At 71.3% G+C, this 18,352-nt stretch carries 16 protein-coding genes; 7 read left to right on the forward strand and 9 right to left on the reverse strand.

Going from position 1 to position 18,352, the window contains the following annotated elements; genetic code table 11:
- Genes fabG through ACTMS0_RS15535 form a run of 4 tightly spaced genes read right to left on the reverse strand, consistent with a single transcriptional unit; the run spans position 1 to position 3,342 of the window.
- On the reverse strand, positions 1 to 756 hold the full coding sequence (gene fabG / locus ACTMS0_RS15520; protein WP_441155877.1) for a 3-oxoacyl-ACP reductase FabG: 756 nt from the start codon (positions 754 to 756) through the stop codon (positions 1 to 3).
- 47 nt (positions 757 to 803) lie between these two features.
- Positions 804 to 1,787, reverse strand: coding sequence for an NADPH:quinone oxidoreductase family protein (locus ACTMS0_RS15525; protein WP_441155878.1), 984 nt, complete (start codon positions 1,785 to 1,787; stop codon positions 804 to 806).
- A complete protein-coding gene (locus ACTMS0_RS15530; RefSeq protein WP_441155879.1) occupies positions 1,784 to 2,566 on the reverse strand; it encodes an SDR family NAD(P)-dependent oxidoreductase in 783 nt (260 codons plus the stop codon). Before ACTMS0_RS15530 ends, ACTMS0_RS15525 begins: the two co-directional genes overlap by 4 nt.
- A complete protein-coding gene (locus ACTMS0_RS15535; RefSeq protein WP_441155880.1) occupies positions 2,566 to 3,342 on the reverse strand; it encodes an SDR family oxidoreductase in 777 nt (258 codons plus the stop codon). Before ACTMS0_RS15535 ends, ACTMS0_RS15530 begins: the two co-directional genes overlap by 1 nt.
- A gap of 131 nt (positions 3,343 to 3,473) precedes the next feature.
- On the opposite strand from ACTMS0_RS15535, the gene ACTMS0_RS15540 reads away from it, so the two are divergent.
- Positions 3,474 to 4,103: a TetR family transcriptional regulator gene (locus ACTMS0_RS15540; protein ID WP_441155881.1), complete on the forward strand. Its 630-nt coding sequence runs from the start codon at positions 3,474 to 3,476 to the stop codon at positions 4,101 to 4,103.
- Positions 4,104 to 4,121: 18 nt separating this feature from the next.
- Here the strand turns inward: ACTMS0_RS15540 and ACTMS0_RS15545 are convergent, their stop codons facing one another.
- The 4 genes from ACTMS0_RS15545 to ACTMS0_RS15560 form a co-directional block, all read right to left on the reverse strand.
- On the reverse strand, positions 4,122 to 5,084 hold the full coding sequence (locus ACTMS0_RS15545; protein ID WP_441155882.1) for a carbohydrate kinase family protein: 963 nt from the start codon (positions 5,082 to 5,084) through the stop codon (positions 4,122 to 4,124).
- A 56-nt stretch (positions 5,085 to 5,140) separates the two neighbouring features.
- Entirely contained in the window at positions 5,141 to 5,980 is an 840-nt protein-coding gene (locus tag ACTMS0_RS15550; RefSeq protein ID WP_441155883.1) for an ATP-binding cassette domain-containing protein, read from the reverse strand.
- On the reverse strand, positions 5,977 to 7,005 hold the full coding sequence (locus ACTMS0_RS15555) for an ABC transporter permease (protein WP_441155884.1): 1,029 nt from the start codon (positions 7,003 to 7,005) through the stop codon (positions 5,977 to 5,979). The genes ACTMS0_RS15550 and ACTMS0_RS15555 overlap by 4 nt, the downstream gene beginning before the upstream one ends.
- A 98-nt stretch (positions 7,006 to 7,103) precedes the next feature.
- Positions 7,104 to 8,189 carry a substrate-binding domain-containing protein gene (locus ACTMS0_RS15560; RefSeq protein ID WP_441155885.1) on the reverse strand — a complete coding sequence of 362 codons (1,086 nt, stop codon included), beginning with the start codon at positions 8,187 to 8,189 and terminating at the stop codon, positions 7,104 to 7,106.
- A 274-nt stretch (positions 8,190 to 8,463) separates the two neighbouring features.
- Between ACTMS0_RS15560 and ACTMS0_RS15565 the strand changes: the two genes are divergently transcribed.
- The 6 genes from ACTMS0_RS15565 to ACTMS0_RS15590 all read left to right on the forward strand — a co-directional run bounded on the left by ACTMS0_RS15565 (position 8,464) and on the right by ACTMS0_RS15590 (position 17,202).
- Positions 8,464 to 11,016 carry a GH32 C-terminal domain-containing protein gene (locus ACTMS0_RS15565; RefSeq protein WP_441155886.1) on the forward strand — a complete coding sequence of 851 codons (2,553 nt, stop codon included), beginning with the start codon at positions 8,464 to 8,466 and terminating at the stop codon, positions 11,014 to 11,016.
- 79 nt (positions 11,017 to 11,095) lie between these two features.
- Complete coding sequence (locus tag ACTMS0_RS15570; RefSeq protein ID WP_441155887.1) at positions 11,096 to 12,148, forward strand: LacI family DNA-binding transcriptional regulator; 1,053 nt, start codon at positions 11,096 to 11,098, stop codon at positions 12,146 to 12,148.
- Between the two features lie 103 nt (positions 12,149 to 12,251).
- Positions 12,252 to 12,659, forward strand: a complete 408-nt coding sequence (locus ACTMS0_RS15575) for a Fur family transcriptional regulator (protein WP_441155930.1) — start codon at positions 12,252 to 12,254, stop codon at positions 12,657 to 12,659.
- Complete coding sequence (katG, locus tag ACTMS0_RS15580; RefSeq protein WP_441155888.1) at positions 12,656 to 14,887, forward strand: catalase/peroxidase HPI; 2,232 nt, start codon at positions 12,656 to 12,658, stop codon at positions 14,885 to 14,887. Before ACTMS0_RS15575 ends, katG begins: the two co-directional genes overlap by 4 nt.
- A gap of 224 nt (positions 14,888 to 15,111) precedes the next feature.
- The gene (locus tag ACTMS0_RS15585) at positions 15,112 to 16,347 is read left to right on the forward strand and encodes a MalY/PatB family protein (RefSeq protein WP_441155889.1); all 1,236 of its coding nucleotides are present in this window, start codon (positions 15,112 to 15,114) and stop codon (positions 16,345 to 16,347) included.
- Positions 16,348 to 16,545: 198 nt separating this feature from the next.
- Positions 16,546 to 17,202 (forward strand): hypothetical protein, encoded by a 657-nt coding sequence (locus tag ACTMS0_RS15590; RefSeq protein ID WP_441155890.1) that lies wholly within the window; start codon positions 16,546 to 16,548, stop codon positions 17,200 to 17,202.
- Positions 17,203 to 17,454: 252 nt separating this feature from the next.
- On the opposite strand, the gene ACTMS0_RS15595 is transcribed toward ACTMS0_RS15590, so the two are convergent.
- A complete protein-coding gene (locus ACTMS0_RS15595) occupies positions 17,455 to 18,339 on the reverse strand; it encodes a hypothetical protein (RefSeq protein WP_441155891.1) in 885 nt (294 codons plus the stop codon).
- Positions 18,340 to 18,352 lie beyond the last annotated feature (13 nt).

Below are 18,352 nucleotides of genomic sequence, written 5' to 3' on the forward strand. Positions count from 1 at the left end.
TCAGTTCTTCGGTCCACCGGCGACGTACAGCACCTGACCGGACACGAAACCGGCGCCCTCGCTGACGAAGAAGGACACGGCGTGCGCGATGTCCTCCGGCGTGCCGGTGCGGGCGACCGGGATCTGCGCCGCAACGCCCTTCTTGAAGTCGTCGAACGGCACCCCGAGCCGCGCCGCGGTGGCGGCCGTCATCTCGGTCTCGATGAAGCCGGGGGCGATCGCGTTCGCCGTGACACCGAACTTCCCGAGTTCCAGGGCGAGGGTCTTGGTGAAGCCCTGCAGGCCGGCCTTGGCGGCCGCGTAGTTGGCCTGGCCGCGGTTGCCCAGCGCGGAGGTGCTGGACAGGTTGACGATCCGCCCCCAGCCGGCCTTGGTCAGGTAGCCCTGCACGGCGCGGGTCACGAGGAACGAGCCGCGCAAGTGCACGTTCATGACCGCGTCCCAGTCGTCGGCGGTCATCTTGAACAGCAGGTTGTCCCGGGTGATGCCGGCGTTGTTGACCAGCACGGCGGGCTCGCCCAGCTCGCCGGCGATCCGGTCCACGGCCGCCTGGACGGCCTGTTCGTCGGCGACGTCGGCGCCCACCGCCAGGGCCCGGCCGCCGGCGGCCTCGATCTCCTCGACGACCGGCTTGCACGCCGTTTCGTCCAGGTCGACGACCGCGACGGCGAAGCCGTCCCTGGCCAGCCGCTTCGCGACGGCGGCGCCGATGCCGCGGGCCGCTCCGGTGACGACCGCGGTGCGGGTGGTGGTCATGGGGGGTCAACTCCTCACTGGGTTGGGGGATGTGGCAGGAGAGATGGTCACGAGGCGTACACCACCCGGCCGACGGTGACGCCGTCGGCGAGTCGCTGGATCCCCTCGGCCACCTCCGCGAGTGCGAGGCGCTCGCTGACCAGGGGCCGTACGGCGCCCTGGGCGGCCAACGCGCTGAGGGCACGATGGCATTCGGCGACCGCCGCCGGGTCGTAGCGGTGGTAGAGGCCCCAGTGCAGGCCGACGATCGAGTAGTTCTTCACCAGGGCGTGGTTGAGCGTGGCGGACTGGATCTGCCCACCGGCGAAGCCGATCACGAGGATCCGCCCCTCGAAGGCGACGCACTTGGTCGATCGCTGGTAGGTGTCGCCGCCGACCGGGTCGTAGACGACGTCGGCGCCCCGGCCGCCGGTCTCGGCCTTGACCACCTCGACGAAGTCCTCGACGCGACGGTCCACGACCACGTCGGCGCCCAGTGCCCGAGCGACCGCGGCCTTCTCCGGGCCACCGACGACGCCGATCACCCGGGCACCGGCCGCCTTGCCCAACTGGACGGCGGCGCTGCCGACGCCGCCGGCCGCCGCGTGGACCAGCAGGGTCTCGCCCGCGCGCAGGCCGGCCCGGCGGTGCAGCCCGAACCAGCCGGTCTGGTATCCGATGTAGAGCGAGGCCGCCTCGGCGTCGTCGAGCGCCGCGGGCGCGGGGAACGTCGCCGCCGCGTCCAGCAGCGCGAGTTCCCCGAACCCGCCGAACGGCAGCGTCGCGCCGCCGAGCACCCGGTCGCCCACGGCGAACCCGTCGACCCCCTCGCCGAGGGCGACGACCTCGCCACACAGCTCGACGCCCGGGGTGAACGGGAGCTGCGGCTTGACCTGGTACTCGCCGCGGCACATCAGCACGTCGGGAAAGTTGGCCGGACAGGCCAGCACCTTCACCACGAGCTGGCCGGGACCCGGCTCCGGGTCGGCCACGTCGACGAGCCGCAGCACGTCCTGGGGCTCACCGAGCGCAGCCACTCGCCATGCCTTCATCGAAGTGCCCCCTGGTCCTCGAGTTGTCGCTGGATCCTGTTCATGCCGTTCAGCCACCGGTCGGTGTCGGTGGCGCGGTGTGCGTAGTAGCCAGCCACCCGGGGATGCGGCAGGACGAGGAACCGGTCGTCGTGGAGGGCCTGCCACGTCGCCTCGGCCACGTCCTCCGGGGAGAGCGCCCCGTCGTGGCTGAGCATTTCCTGCAGCGGCCCGGTGTTCTCGAACATCCGGGTGCGCACGCCCTGCGGGCAGATGGCCTGCACCACGATCCCCCGGTGCCGGTAGGTCACCGACAGCCACTCGGCGAACGCCACGCATGCGTGTTTGCTGGCCGAGTACGCCGGATTCCCGATCGCGGTGAGCAGCCCGGCCGCGGACGCGGTCACCACGAAGCGGCCCGAGCCGCGCTCGACCCATGCGGGCATCAGCAGTCGCGCGGCCCGCACGTGCGCCATGACGTTCACCTCGTGGCTGGCGGCCCAGTCCTCCTCGGTGGCCCGAAGCCCGCGGCCCCGCTCGACGCCGGCGTTCCCGAACCACATGTCGATGCCGCCCAGGTGGTTTCGGGCCGCCTCGACCAGCGCGGCGACACCCTGCTCGCCGGCGGCGTCGCCGGGAGCGGCGTAGCCCCCGACCTCCTCGGCCACCTGGACGGCCGCGTCGGCGTCGAGGTCGTTCACCACGACCCGGGCTCCCTCGCCCGCGAGTCGGACGGCCAGAGCACGCCCGATGCCGTGGCCGGCGCCGGTGACGACGACGCCCCGGTCCCGTACCGGCATCAGACACCTCCGGTCAGGGTGAGGCCACCGTCGACCACCAGCACCTGGCCGGTGATCCAGGCGGCGTCCTCGGAGAGCAGGAACGCGACGGCACCGCCGATGTCCTCGGCGACGCCGAGCCGCTTGAGCGGGTACGCCGCGGCCACCTGCTCCTCCCGACCCTCGTAGAGGGCGGTGGCGAACCTCGTCTTCACGACGGCCGGGGCGACGGCGTTCACCCGGATGTCCGGACCGAGTTCCACGGCGAGCTGCTGGGTGAGGTGGGTGAGCATCGCCTTGCTGGCGCCGTAGAAGCCGATGCCGGGCGCGGGCCGGACGCCGGCCACCGAGGAGACGTTGACGACGGCGCCGCCGTGCTCCTTCATCCAGACCCGATGGACCTGCTGCACCCAGGACAGGGCGGCGAGGCAGTTCACCTCGAGGACCTTGCGGGCCGCCGCCAGGTCCAGCTCGACCATCGGCCCGTACGTCGGGTTTATGCCGGTGTTGTTGACCAGCAGGTCGGCGCTGCCGAAGGTGTCGACCGCGCGCCCGACGACCTCGGCCTGATGGTCGGCGTCGTCGGCGTGGCCGGCGATGCCGAGCGCGTGCTCGGGGCCCAGCCGGGCGACCGCTTCGTCGAGCGCCTCCCGCTTGCGGGCGGTGATGACGACCTTGGCGCCGTCGGCGACCAGCCGCTCGGCGATGGCCAGACCGATGCCCCGGCTCGCACCGGTGACGATCGCCGTCCGGCCGGCGAACCTCTTGAGCATCGATGCGTTACGAGGTGTGGTCACGACAGGCTCCGAAGTTACTAAGCGCTTGCTTAGGATACATTTGATGGAGTGTGCGGCAGCGCCCCAGCCGCCGTCAACAGGTCGGACCCCGCCGCCGTGGTATCAATGCCCGGCAGGTTCCGGAAGGAAGGATGGACGCGTTGACCGACACCGCCGAGCTCTCCCGTGCCGACGCGACTCGCGCCCGGCTGCTCGAGGCGGCCGTCACCGCGTTCGCCGAGCGAGGCTTTCACGGCACGACGACGCGCGACATCGCCGCCGCGGCCGGGCTGAGCCCGGCCGCGCTCTACGTGCATCACAAATCGAAGGAGGAGCTTCTCTACCTGATCTCACGGTCCGGGCACGACCACGTGCTCCGGTTGGTTCAGGACGCGGTCGCGTCGTCGGACGACCCGGCCACCGCGCTACGGCGGGTGGTCCACGACTTCGTGGTCGTCCACGCCCGGGACCACACGAGTACGCGGGTCGTCAACTACGAGCTGACCGCACTCAACCCCGAGCATTTCGCCGAGATCCGCGACATCCGCCACCGCATCGAGCAGGCGATCCGCCAGCTCATCGAGGCGGGCGTCGCCGCCGGGGTCTTCGACACCCCGGACCCACGGATGGCGGGCGCCGCCCTGATGTCGCTCGGCGTCGACCTGGGCCGGTGGTACCGCGACGAGGGCGGCTGGAGCCCCGAGCACATCGCCGACCAGTACGCCGAGATGGCGCTGCGCATCGTCGGCGCCCGCAGCGGACCTCCCGGAACGACGCGATGACCTCGACGGGCGGGCCCGTTACCGACGGTGGCGGGAGTTGGCCGCTGAGCGGGCCCCCGTCCCGGTGCCACTCGCGGACCGGTGGAGGAGTTCGCCGCGGGTGGGCGGATTGGCGCCGCGACGAGCGCAGGTCCGCGCCGCCACCTCGGCGGCGAACTCGACGACCTCGGTGAGTACGGCACGGTCCGCGGCGGCGAGCGCCGGACGCCGTTCCGCACCGAGCAGGTCGCTCTCGCCGAGGGCGGCGAGCATGCCGGCGGTGAAGGCGTCCCCCGCCCCGACGGTGTCCACCACGTCCGCATGGTGCGCGGCGACATCGATCTCGTGGTTGTCGGTCGCCGCCCAGGCACCGGCCTCGCCGCGCGTGACGACCACGAGGCGCGCGCCGAGAGTCAGCCACCTCCGCCCCGCCTCGTGATCCGGGCGGCCGGGATAGAGCCAGTCCAGGTCGTCCGCGCTGACCTTGACGATGTCGCTCAAGCCGACCAGGGCCTCGATCCTCCGCCGGGCGTCGACGGGGTCGCCGGTCACCGAGGGACGGCAGTTCGGGTCGAAGCTGATCATCGTCGACGGGCGCGCCCGCCGCACCAGTGCCAGCACGTCGTCGGCTCCGGGTCGGACGACCGTGGCGAGTGATCCGGTGTGCAGGCAGTCGCCGTGCGGTCCCTCGACCAGCTGCCCCGGAAAGGCTCGCCACTGGAAGCTGAAGTCGTAGGTGGCCTGGCCGTCCGGATTCAGGTTCGTCGTGGCGACGCTGGTCCGCGCCAGGTCCAGGACCGAGTGCCGGCCCAGGCGTACGCCGTTGCCCTCGATGTACGCGCGGAGCATCCGCCCGTGTCCGTCGTCGCCGATCTGCGTCAGCAGGGTGGTGGGCTGGCCGAGCCGGGCCAGGGCGACGGCCACGTTCGCGGGGCTTCCCCCGGGGTACGCGGCCGTCGTTCCGGCCGTCTCCTCGATCAGATCCACGAGGGCCTCACCCACGACGGTGATCACATCTTTCCTCTCTGCGGAGCGTCGTCGCCGAGCGGCGCCGTGGATCAGGCCGGCGCGCGGCCGGGGATCTGGTCGAGGGTGGTGGCACCGGTCATGATGGCCACGGCCTCGGCCATGGTGTGCGACGAGGGGCTGACCACACCGGCACAGCGACCGAGTCGTTGGATGTGGATGCGGTCGGCGACCTCGAACACGTGCGGCATGTTGTGGCTGATGAGGATCACCGGGAGCCCGCGGGACCGCACCTCCTCGATCATCCTGAGCACCTGGTTGGACTCCTTGACGCCGAGCGCGGCGGTCGGTTCGTCGAGCACGATCACCTTGCTGCCGAAGGCGGCGGCCCGCGCCACCGAGACGGCCTGCCGCTGGCCTCCGGAGAGCGTCTCGACCGTCTGCGCGACGTTCTGCAGGGTGCCGATGCCGAGGTCGGCGAGGGCCTGGGCGGCCTCGCGGCGCATGCCCTTCTGGTCGAGCATCCGGAACACGGACCCGAGCACCCCACGCCGGCGCTTCTCCCGACCGAGGAAGAGGTTGCCCGCGATGTCCAGCGCCGGGGCCACGGCAAGGCTCTGGTAGACCGTCTCGATGCCGGCGTCCCGGGCGTCCTGCGGGCGCTTGAAGTGCGCCCGCCGGCCCTCCAGGAACAGCTCGCCCGCGTCCGGGATCAGCGCGCCGGTGAGGCACTTGATCAGCGTCGACTTGCCGGCGCCGTTGTCGCCGATGACGGCGAGCACCTCGCCGGGGTAGAGGTCGAGGTCGACCCCGTCCAGCCCGACGACCTTGCCGAAGGTCTTCACCAGTCCGCGGGCCGAGAGCACGGGCGTACGCTGCGCCGGCTCCGCGGCGGGCGGACGGCTGCCGGTGGTGTGCGTGGTGGCGGTCATGCTCGCACCTTCCTGATCCACTGGTCGACGGCCACGGCGAGGATGACCAGCAGACCGACGGCGAGCACCCGGTACTGGTCGTCGACGCCGGCCAGGGAGAGGCCGCTGCGGAAGAACCCGACGATCAGCGCGCCGAGCAGGGTGCCGAGGAGCACTCCCCGACCGCCGAAGAGGCTGGTCCCACCGATCACCACGGCCGTGATGCTCTCCAGGTTGGCGTCGGTGATGGCGTTCGGGCTGGCCGCGCCCGCCCGTCCGATGAGGATCCAGGCGGTGATGCCGTAGATGGCGCCCGCCACCAGGTACACGCTCAGCAGCACCCGGTCGACCCGGATGCCGGCGAGCCGCGCGGCCTCCTTGTCGTCGCCGACCGCGTAGACGTGCCGGCCCCAGGCGGTCTTGGCCAGGGCGTAGCCCACCGCCAGGTAGAGGAGCACGACCGCGACGACGCCGAAGGTGATCCGGAACTCGCCCACCGGGAACGATTCCCCGGTCCAGCTGAGCACGGGTGGCAGGTCGGTGGCCTGGACACTCTGGCCGTCGGAGTAGAGCAGCCCGATGGCGGTGAAGACGCTGAGCGTGCCGAGGGTGACGATGAAGGGTGGCAGCTTCAGTCGCGTCACCAGCCCGCCGTTGAGCGCGCCCGCCGCGGCGCCGACCGCGAGGGCGAGCAGGATGGCGAGTACGCCCGGCAGCCCCTGCCCCTCGGCCAGCTTCGCCGAGAGCATCATCGCCAGGATGACGATCGCGCCGACCGACAGGTCGATCCCGGCGGTCAGGATGATCAGCGTCTGCCCGACCGCGAGCGCGCCGATCACGGCCACCTGCTGCAGGACGAGCGACAGGGAGTTCGGCGAGGCGAAGCGGGGGTTCAGGACGGAGAAGACGACGAACGCGATGACCAGCACGAGGAACGGGCTGATCGCGGGGTGGGCGTGCAGCAGGTGCTGGACGCGTTGCAGCGGTGAGTGCCGGCGCAGCGCGAACTGCTGCGCGGCGGTGGTCGGTGGATTGGTCGTGGTCACGGGATGCTCCCTGCCGTGGTCGACGGAGGCGGACGGGCCGCCCGGTCGAGGGCCCGGTACGCGGGGTTCCGGGCGCCTCGACCGGGACAAGGGTGAGCTCAGCCCCAGCAGCGCCCGGTGGCGTCGGCGCTGGTGATGCTCTCGACCCCGGTGGCCGGCTTGTCGGTGACCAGGGTGACGCCGGTGTCGAAGAAGTCGAGGCCGCCGGTGACCTGCGGCTTCTCGCCGTCGTTGGCGATCTTCTTGATGGCCTGCACGCCGAGTTCGGCCATCTTCAGCGGGTACTGCTGCGAGGTGGCGCCGATGACCCCGTCCTTCACCTGCCGTACCCCGTCGCAGCCACCGTCGATGGAGACGACCAGGACGCCCTGGGTCTTGCCCGCCGCCTGCAGCGCCTTGTACGCGCCGACCGCGGCCGGCTCGTTGATGGTGTAGACGACGTTGATGTCGGGGTTCCTGGTCAGGCAGTTCTCCATGGCGGTGCGACCGCCGTCCTCGGCGCCCTGGGTCGGCTCGTTGCAGGCGATGGTGTAGGTGCCGCCGGAGTAGTTGCCGTTCTTCGCCTCGTCGCCGTTCTTCTTCTTGTCGGCGGTGTCGATGCCCATCCCGGTCAGGAAGCCCTGGTCCCGGTTGTAGTCGACCGAGACGACCTTGTCGTTGAACAGGTCCAGCAGCGCGATGGTCGCCGGCTTGCCGCCGAGCTGGGCCGCCGTCCACTTGCCGACGAGCTCACCCGCCTTGAAGTTGTCGGTGGCGAACGTGATGTCCACGGTGTCGGCCGGGTCGGGCGGGGTGTCCAGGGCGATCACGTAGAGGCCGGCGTCGCGCGCCTTCTTGATGGCGGGGTTCACACCGGGACCGTTCGGGGTGATGAGGATTCCCTCGTCGCCCCGGGCGATCGCGTCCTCGATGGCCTGCACCTGGCCGGCCTCGTCGCCGTCCTCCTTGCCGGCGGCGACGGTGAGCTTCACACCCTCGACGTCCGCGGCCTTCTTCGCTCCCTGCTGCATGGTCACGAAGAACGGGTTCGTGGAGTTCTTGGTGATCAGCGAGACGGCGACGGTCGAGTCGCCGTCGCCGGAGCCTTCGTCGCCGGAGCCGCCGCATCCGCTGACGACCATGCTGCTCGCCGTTACGGCGGCGAGCAGCAGCGCCGTACGGCCACGGCCAATGCGCTGGATCATGTCTTCTCCCTCGGAACCTTCCCCGGCATCCGGCGCGGGGAGGAGTGATGACAACGATGTCAGCGCAGTTTCCAGTCACGTACCCGAGGATGTCAATGGGATGAAGAAGAGTTTTCCAGAAGCTGCGCGTAGTCGTACCGGAGCTGTTGACATCGATGTCAGAAGGCCCGCAGGATCGCCCCACCCGGTGCCCCGCCACGGACCGGTGTCCAGGGCGCGCCGGGCGCCCGCCGCCGGCCGCACGGCCGGCGTCCACGACGGACGGAGGATGTGGATGAGGATCCGACGATGGCTGGCCGCGTGCGCCGCCGCGGCCGTGGTGGCGGCGATGCCCGGCGCCACCGCCGGCGGTGCCACCGCCGGCACGAGGGACGAGCCGTACCGCCCGCAGATCCACTTCAGTCCCGAGCGCAACTGGATGAACGACCCGAACGGACTGGTCTGGTACCAGGGCGAGTGGCACCTCTTCTACCAGTACAACCCCGAGGGCGCGCAGTGGGGCAACATGTCGTGGGGCCACGCGGTCAGCCGCGACCTGTTCCACTGGGAGGAGCTGCTTGTGGCGCTCCCCTACTCGGCCGACGAGCACATCTTCTCCGGGTCGATCGTCGTCGACGAGCGGAACACCTCCGGCTTCGGCCGCCCCGGCGCGCCGGCGATGGTCGCCGTCTACACCAGCGCGTACCCGGCGACCGGCATCCAGGCCCAGTCACTCGCCTACAGCACCGACCGCGGCCGGACCTGGACGGCGTACGCCGGAAACCCGGTGCTCGACCTCGGCTCCCGGGAGTTCCGCGACCCGAAGGTCTTCTGGGACGCCGAAGCCGGCTACTGGGTCATGGCGATCGTGCTGGCCACCGAGCACAAGGTGCGCTTCTACCGCTCCGACGACCTGAAGTCGTGGACCCACCTGAGCGACTTCGGCCCGGCCAACGCCACCGGCGGGGTCTGGGAGGTGCCGGATCTGTTCGAGCTGCCGGTCGACGGCGATCCGCGGCGCACCAAGTGGGTGCTGGTGGTCAACCTGAACCCGGGGGCGGTGGCCGGCGGTTCGGGCGCGCAGTACTTCGTCGGTGACTGGGACGGCACCACCTTCACCGCCGACAACGTGGTGACCGGCGAGCCGGAGCCCCCGGCCGGGACGCTCTTCGCCGACTTCGAGGGCGACTACGCCGGCTGGACGGTCGAGAACGACCCGACGCTCGGGCCCGGGCCCTTCGGCGCCGCCCCCTACCCCGGCACGGTCCCCGGCCAGCAACTGGTCAGCGGCTTCCGCGGCCGGTCGCTGGTGAACAGCTTCCTCGGCTTCGACACGCCGAAGGGGCGCCTGGTCTCCCCCGAGTTCACGCTCGACCGGGACTTCGTGAACCTCCTCGTCGGCGGTGGCGCGCACCCGCACCTGCCGGGCACGACCACCGAGTTCGTGCCCGAGGGCGCCGAGACGGTGCTCGACTTCGAGCTGCCCGACGGCCGGACGTACGAGGAGGCGGGCTGGACGGCCACCGGCGGGCTGCGCGGCCGGACGCCGGTCGTGGGGCCGGCCCGGTCCGAGCGCGGGCACGTGGGCGACAAGCTGCTCACCACGTTCTACGAGGCCGACACGACGACCGGTACCCTCACCTCGCCGGCGTTCCCGATCGACCGGGACCACCTCAGCGTGCTCGTCGGCGCCGGCGGTCACGTCGGCGCGGGCGCGCGGACGGTGGTGGAGCTGCTGGTCGACGGCGAGGTGGTCGGCACCGGCACCGGGAACTTCTCCGGCTTCGTGAACTGGCGCAGCTGGGACGTGGCCGAGTATCGCGGCCGCAACGCGCAGCTGCGCATCGTCGACGAGAACACCGGCGGCTGGGGGCACCTCCTGGTCGACCACCTGATCGCGACCGACGAACCGGTGCTGCCCCGGTCGGTGGAGACCGCGGTCAACCTGGTCGTCGACGGCGAGGTGGTGCGCACCGCCACCGGCAAGGACAGCGAGCGCCTCGACTGGGTCGCGTGGGACGTCCGCGAGCTGGCCGGCCGGCGGGCCCGCCTGGAGATCAACGACTTCAACTCCGGCGGCTGGGGCCACATCCTCGTCGACCACGTCATGTTTGCCGACCGGCCGGCCCGGAGCGAACTGGAACGCTACGACTGGGTCGACCACGGCAAGGACTACTACGCCGCCGTCTCGTACAACGGGGTGCCCGGCGGCGAGCGGGTGCTCATCGGCTGGCTGAACAACTGGCAGTACGCCGACGCCATCCCCACCTCCCCCTGGCGCGGCGCGATGGCGCTGCCCCGGGAGTTCGGGCTCGCCACGATCGACGGGGAGGTACGGCTGGTCCAGCGACCGGTCAGCCAGGTCCGCGGGCTCCGCGGGGCCGGGGGGGCGTACACCCTGCGCGACGCCGTCGTCGGGCCCGGCGTGCGGGACCTGCCGGCGGCGGCCGACGGGACCGTGCTGGAGATCGAGGCCGAGTTCGAGCTGCGCGACGCCGACCGGTTCGGCCTGCACGTCCGCGGCGGCGACGGCGAGCGGACCGTGATCGGGTACGACGCCGCCGCGCGGCGCCTCTACGTCGACCGGACCCGGTCCGGCGAGGTCGGGTTCAGCCCGCACTTCCCCGGCGTGCACTCCGGCCCGCTCTCGGTCGACGGCGACCGGGTACGCATGACGATCTACGTGGACCGCTCCTCCGTCGAGGTGTTCGGCGGGGCGGGTCAGACCACCATCACCGACCAGATCTTCCCCGCGCCGGACAGCGACCGGACCCGGCTCTTCGCCGAGGGCGGCGAGGTGCTGGTGCGGTCGCTCACCGTCCGTCCGCTGCGGTCGGTGTGGCGATAGCCTGGGTTCCGATCATCAACAGTCCGGGGGCCGCGGCCAGGTACCGCGGTCCCCGGCGTCGTCTCCGCTAGGAGCGCTCATGGACGGTGCGGTTTCCGGTTCGACGGTCGCCCGGGCCCGACCCACGCTGCGGGACGTCGCCCTGCTCGCCGGCGTGAGCACGAAGACGGCCTCGCGGGTGGTCAACGGCGAGCCGGGGGTCTCGCCGTCGAAGATCACCGCCGTGCAGCGGGCGATCACGCAGCTCGACTACCGGCCGAACTTCACCGCCAGCAGCCTGCGGCGCGCCGGCGGCCGCAGCGCGGCGATCGCCGCCGTCCTCGAGGACCTGGCCAACCCCTTCTCCTCGGCTCTGCACCGGGCGCTGGAGGACGCGGCGCGGGAACGGGAGGTGCTGATCTTCGCCGGGAGCGTCGACGAGAGCCCGGAGCGGGAGCGCGAGCTGATCCGGGCCTTCACCATGCGGCAGGCCGACGCCCTGGTGGTGGTGCCGGCGAGCGACAACCAGAGCTACCTGATGGGCGAGGTCAACGCCGGCACCCCGGTGGTGTTCGTCGACCGTCCCCCGGTCGGGCTGCCCGTCGACGCCGTCCTCGCCGACAACCACGAGGGCGCCGCTGCCGCCGTCCACCACCTGGTCCGGCACGGCCACCGGGACATCGCCTACCTGGGCGACCTGCAGACCATCTCCACCGCCCGCCAGCGGTTCCGGGGTTTCAAGGAGGCGCTCAGCGACCACGGCATCCGGCCGTCGGCGGCGAACATCGTCCACGACCTGCACACCGAACGCGAGTCCGAGGAGGCCGCCCGCCGGCTGCTGACCCGCGAATCCCCGCCCACCGCCCTGTTCACCTCGCAGAACCTCGTGACCATCGGCGCCATCCGGGCGCTGCAGCGACTCGGCCGGCAGCAAGAGGTCGCCCTCGTCGGCTTCGACGACTTCCCCCTCGCCGATCTGCTCCAGCCGGGCGTCACCGTCGTCGCCCAGAATCCGTCCGAGATGGGCCGGGTCGCGGCCTCCCTGATCTTCCGGCGCCTCGACGGGGAGCAGTGGCAGCCGACGACCCATCTGGTGCCGACCCGGCTGATCCCCCGAGGCTCGGGCGAGATCGCGGGACCGCACCGGGACTGACCGACCTTCCGCCCTGTCGTCGCGCGCCGCCCGATTCTTGATGCATTCAAGAGAAAGGTGGTGCATACTGCGCATCGTGGGCACGACGGCGGACTTCGAGCGCATGCTACGCGGCGCCGCGCTGCGCGTGACCCGTCCACGGCTGGCGGTGCTGACCGCCGTACACGCGCATCCGCACGCCGACACCGTCTCCATCTTCGGTGCCGTGCGGAGGGACCTTCCCGAGGTGTCCCACCAGGCCGTGTACGACGTGCTGCACGCGCTGACCGCCGCGGGGCTGGTGCGACGCATCCAGCCTTCCGGCTCGGTGGCCCGCTACGAGTCGCGAGTCGGGGACAACCACCACCACGTCGTGTGCCGGTCGTGCGGTGCCATTGCCGACGTCGACTGCGCCGTCGGTGAGACGCCCTGCCTGACCGCGTCCGACAACCAGGGCTTCTCGATCGACGAGGCCGAGGTGACCTACTGGGGAACGTGTCCCGAGTGTGATCCGGCCTCGGCAACAAGTTGACCGAACGAGACGACAGGAGAAGGACCGACGTGCCTGAGCACGGCAGCGAGAGCGAAAACCCGGCAATCCCCTCCCCGACTCCCAAGCCGACCCGGCGGCCCAGGGCCAACCAGGACTGGTGGCCGAATCAGCTGAACCTGCAGGTTCTCCATCAGCACTCACCCCGGGCCAACCCGATGGGCGAGGCCTTCGACTACGCGGAGGAGTTCCAGACCCTCGACGTCGACGCGCTGAAGCGGGACATCTTCGAGGTGATGACGACGTCGCAGGACTGGTGGCCGGCCGACTACGGCCACTACGGACCGTTGTTCATCCGGATGACCTGGCACGCCGCCGGCACGTACCGCATCGAGGACGGCCGCGGCGGTGGCGGCGACGGCGCTCAGCGCTTCGCCCCGCTCAACAGCTGGCCCGACAACGCCAACCTCGACAAGGCACGCCGACTCCTCTGGCCGGTGAAGCAGAAGTACGGGCGGAAGATCTCCTGGGCGGACCTCCTGGTCTTCGCCGGAAACTGTGCCCTGGAGTCGATGGGGTTCAAGACGTTCGGCTTCGGCTTCGGACGCGAGGACATCTGGGAGCCCGAGGAGATCTTCTGGGGACCCGAGGACACGTGGCTCGGTGACGAGCGCTACAGCGGCGACCGGCAACTCGCCGGCCCTCTCGGCGCCGTGCAGATGGGGCTGATCTACGTGAACCCGGAGGGGCCCAACGGCACCCCGGATCCGCTGGCCTCCGCCCGGGACATCCGGGAGACGTTCCGCCGGATGGCGATGAACGACGAGGAGACGGTCGCGCTCATCGCCGGGGGCCACACGTTCGGGAAGACCCACGGTGCCGCCTCCGCCGAGTACGTCGGTCCCGAGCCCGAGGGATGCCCCGTCGACCATCAGGGCCTCGGCTGGCGGAACACCTTCGGCAGCGGCAAGGGCCGGGACACGATCACCAGTGGGCTCGAGGGTGCGTGGACGCCCACCCCGATCACGTGGGACAACAGCTTCTTCGAGACCCTGTTCGGCTTCGAGTGGGAGCTGACCGAGAGCCCTGCCGGCGCGAAGCAGTGGAAGCCGAAGGACGGCGCCGGGGCGGATGCCGTGCCTGACGCCCACGATCCCTCGATCCGGCACGCCCCGATGATGGCGACGACCGACCTCGCGCTGCGCGCCGATCCGACGTACGAGCAGATCTCGCGGCGTTTCCTGGAGAACCCGGACCAGTTCGCGGAGGCGTTCGCCAAGGCGTGGTACAAGCTGCTGCACCGCGACATGGGCCCCGTCTCGCGCTACCTCGGCCCGTGGGTGCCCGAGCCGCAGCTGTGGCAGGACCCGGTCCCGCCGGTGGATCACGAGCTGATCGGGGACGCGGACATCGCCGCCCTCAAGGCCGAACTCCTCGCCTCGGGGCTGTCCATCTCGCAGCTGGCCCTGACTGCCTGGGCGTCGGCGGCGAGCTTCCGCGGCACCGACAGCCGCGGCGGCGCCAACGGGGCACGGATCCGCCTCGAGCCGCAGCGGAACTGGGCGGTCAACGACCCGGCCGAGCTCGCGACGGTGCTGCGGAAACTGGAGGAGATCCAGCAGGGGTTCAACGACTCGCAGTCCGGCGGGAAGAAGGTCTCGCTCGCCGACCTGATCGTCCTGGGCGGCTGCGCGGCCGTCGAGCAAGCGGCGAAGAATGCCGGGCACGACGTCACGGTCCCGTTCGCACCGGGGCGTACGGACGCCTCACAGGAGCAGACCGATATGGAGTCGTTCGCCGTGCTCGAGCCGACGGCGGACGGGTTCCGCAACTACCTGCGACCCGGGGAGAAGCTGCCGCCGGAGACCCTGCTACTGGACCGGGCCAACCTCCTGCGGCTGACCGCTCCCGAGATGACGGTCCTGCTCGGCGGGATGCGGGCTCTGAACGCCAACGTGGGGCAGGCCCCACACGGCGTCTTCACGGACCGGCCCGGGACGCTGACGAACGACTTCTTCGTGAACCTGCTCGACCTGCGCACGGAGTGGAAGGCGTCCACGTCGGCCGAGAACGTGTTCGAGGGTCGGGATCGCGCCACGGGTGAGGTCACGTGGACCGCCACCGCCGTGGACCTGCTCTTCGGCGCGAACTCCCAGCTCCGCGCCATCGCGGAGGTCTACGCCAGTGGCGACGGGCAGGAGAAGTTCGTCCAGGACTTCGTCGCGGCGTGGGTCAAGGTCATGAACCTGGACCGGTTCGACCTCGCCTGACCCGACGGGCCCCGGTCACGGAGGACGTGACCGGGGCCCGTCCGCCCTGCCGGTCCGACGCCGGCTTCGACGGCCGCCGGCCGGATGCGTCACGTCCTTCCTGGGCGGTACATCTATCCCACGCTGGCTGAGGTGTACAAGGTCGCCGCTCTGGACGCGTCAACAAGATCCGCAACATCAGCCGGATCGACGGCTGACGGTAGGGCCTGACTAGGGTGGGCGGCATGGCAGGCCCTGTCCCCTCCGCCGGCGGCTCGCCCGCACGGAATCCGCTCACCCGGCTGACGCTGCCCGAACTCCGGCAGCGCACCAGCGTGAAGTGGCGCATGCACCCGCCCGACGTGCTTCCCCTCTGGGTGGCGGAGATGGACGTGTCCCTCGCCCCCGCCGTGGCCGACGCGCTCCGCGGCGCGATCGACCTCGGCGACACCGGATACGCGTACGGCACGGCGTACGCCGAGGCGCTCGGCGACTTCGCCGCCCAGCGGTGGGGCTGGAACAGCTTCCGCGTCGACCGCACCACCGTCGTACCCGACGTGATGATGGGCATCGTCGAGGTGCTCCGGCTCGTGACGGACCCCGGAGACGCGGTGGTGGTCTGCTCCCCCGTCTACCCGCCCTTCTACGCCTTCGTCAGCCACGCCGACCGGCACGTGATCGAGGCCCCGCTCGGGCCCGACCTGCGCATGGACCTCGCCGCTCTCGATGAGGCCTTCCGCCGCGCGCGGCAGTACGGCCGGCGGCCGGCGTTCCTGATGTGCAACCCGCACAACCCGACCGGGGTCGTCCACCGCCGAGACGAGCTCGAGGCCGTCGCCGAACTGGCCGGCCGGCACGGCCTGCGGGTGATCTCCGACGAGATCCACGCCCCTCTGGTGCTCCCCGGGGCGCACTTCACCCCGTACCTCACGGTGGCCGGCGCCGAGAACGCGTTCGCCCTGATCTCCGCCTCGAAGGCGTGGAACCTCGCCGGCCTCAAGGCGGCGCTCGCGGTCGCCGGGCCGCAGGCCGCCGCCGACCTGAGCCGGATGCCGGAAGAGGTCAGCCACGGGCCCAGCCACCTGGGCGTCATCGCGCACACCGCCGCGTTCCGCGCCGGCGGACAGTGGCTCGACCTCCTCCTCGACGGCCTCGACACCAACCGCACGTTGCTGGCGGCGCTGCTGGCGAAGCACGTGCCGGCCGTCCGGTACCACCATCCCGAGGGCACCTACCTCGCCTGGCTGGACTGCACGGCGCTGGGCATCGACACCGAGCAGCCGGACGGCCAACCCGGCGTCGCCAGCGACGTCGCCGGGCCCGCGAAGGTGTTCCTCGACCGCGCGCGGGTCGCGCTCAGCTCCGGGCACGTCTTCGGCACCGGCGGGGCCGGCTTCGTACGCCTCAACTTCGCCACCTCGCCAGAGATCCTCACCGACGCCGTCACCCGCATGGGCCGGGCGGTCGAGAGCATGATGTGAACCGCCCCGGTTAGCGTGACGCGCCACTCCGGGGCGGGCAACCGGGCGGGGTCCCGCCCGGACGGCCGCGGCAGCGACTGTCGGCGAACCGACCCAGCAGGTGTCGTGAGGTCGGCCACTCTCGTCTCTTGTGGACTGACATGTCCGTATACGCGGGCATACTGTTCGTCCGTCCGTTCGTGTGCGGGAAGGGTGCAGATGCGGAAGCGGCTCGTCGTGATGGCTGTCGTCCTGGTCGGAATCGCGATCATCGGGTACGGCCCGCCGACCGCGACCGCGGCGCCCGAGGCCCCGGCTACGACCGACCGGGTCTGCGCGGACGTCCGCCTGGACGCGAGGCTGCCGGCTCCTCCCGACGGGATGACCACGCAGCAGGCCATCACGGTGGACGAGAACTGCGCCGTGCACGCCGGTGCCGTCCGGTTGGTGCCCGCGCCGTCGACGCGGGAGAGGAACGGCGACCGCCGGTTGCGGGTGTGGTCGCAGATGTACGACTGCTGCGGCATCCTGATGAACGCGCTCTACGCCACGCACACATGGAGCACCGCCGACGGCCGGATCAGCCGGGTGGACACCAGCGTGGACACCGACTGGAACCGTGAGCCCTGGGGCGGCGGCTGGTATCCGGCGCAGTCCTGGCAGGCGGGCGGCTGCGATCGGCCATGCCCCACGGCCCGCCTTGAGCAGCACGCCGAATTCGGCTACCGCGGCATCTTCGACGTGACCGGCACGTGGTACCACAACACCCACCACCTCGGCGTGGTGCTGACCGACGACGAGGCCGCCGCGTGCGAGCTGGGCGTTACCGCGCGGCACTGGTTCGTCGGCTGGACCTGGATCCGCGGCTGCGGCTGACCCCCACCCCGAGGGCAGCCGCCAGGCACCGTGCGGCGCGGCGTGTTCCTGCTGGGGTCAGGCGTCCGGCCGCGCCCGTCCGGAACAGTTGGTCCTTGGTCGCACTCTCTCGGTACATCCTGCCTAGGCACTGCCGATCAGCCGTCGCATATGGCTTATTCCGTCCTGATCGGTGCGGTGACAGGCCCAGCGGGCCGGCACCACAGCGCGCCACCGGATGTGCGCCCAGGGCGACGTTCTTCTCGGTCGGAGTCAGCGGTTGGTCGTGAGGTCGCGGCAGTCCGTCTCGTCGGGTAGCAGCGGCCGCAGAGTGACCGTCCAGCGCCGGCCGCCCGAGGTCCACGGGGTCGCAGAGTTGGCCTGGGCGCCTGCCGTGAGCAGTGTCTGCGCCGCGTCGCCCGTGACCGTCACACAGCCCATCCCGAGACCCCTGCCAACGTCGCCGCCGGGCAGCTCCGGCCCCGGCCAGGGCATCTCGGGCTGCTCGCCGGCCTCGCCGGCGGCGACCCACGGCTCGGCGACGGCCGCGACGGCGGTCGGCACGTACGGTTGTGAACCCCCACCCTGCACTCCTGCGAGCGGACCCGACCCGTTGGTCAGCGACTCGACGAACCCTCGCAGCTTGCCCCGTGCCGCCCGCTGGCCGGCGGTCAGGCCCGACTCGGTGCCGGCCGCCTCGGCGAGCGCGTAGACCTCGAGCTGGTCGATTCCGTTCTCACCGAGCACGGTGAGCCGGGTCACGGACGCGTCGGCGACCGGCGGCGTGCCGAAATCCACCGTGCTACCCACACCGACTGCGCGGGCCGACATGATCAAGTCCTCGATGTCCGCGGCGCTGATCGTGCCCACCTGGAGATTCGGTAGCGCCGGGCCAGGATGGACCAGGGTGACCGGTCCCTGGATGATCACCCGTCCGTCGCCGTAGACGCTGATCGAGGGAAGGCGTGTGGCGACCATGGACGGCGTCACGAACCCGCCGATCTGGTCCAACCGGAACACCAGAGCGTCAGCGGGGTGGGACACCACCGGAGGATCGGAGTGTCCGGCGCCGATGACGCCGCCCTGCTGACCGCAGGCCGTGGAGAGCAGCAACAGTAGCGACAGGATCGCCAAGCGCCCGCTTCGACGAACGTTCATGACGATAAGACGC

Source organism: Micromonospora sp. H33 (assembly GCF_052068455.1).
GTDB lineage: Bacteria > Actinomycetota > Actinomycetes > Mycobacteriales > Micromonosporaceae > Micromonospora.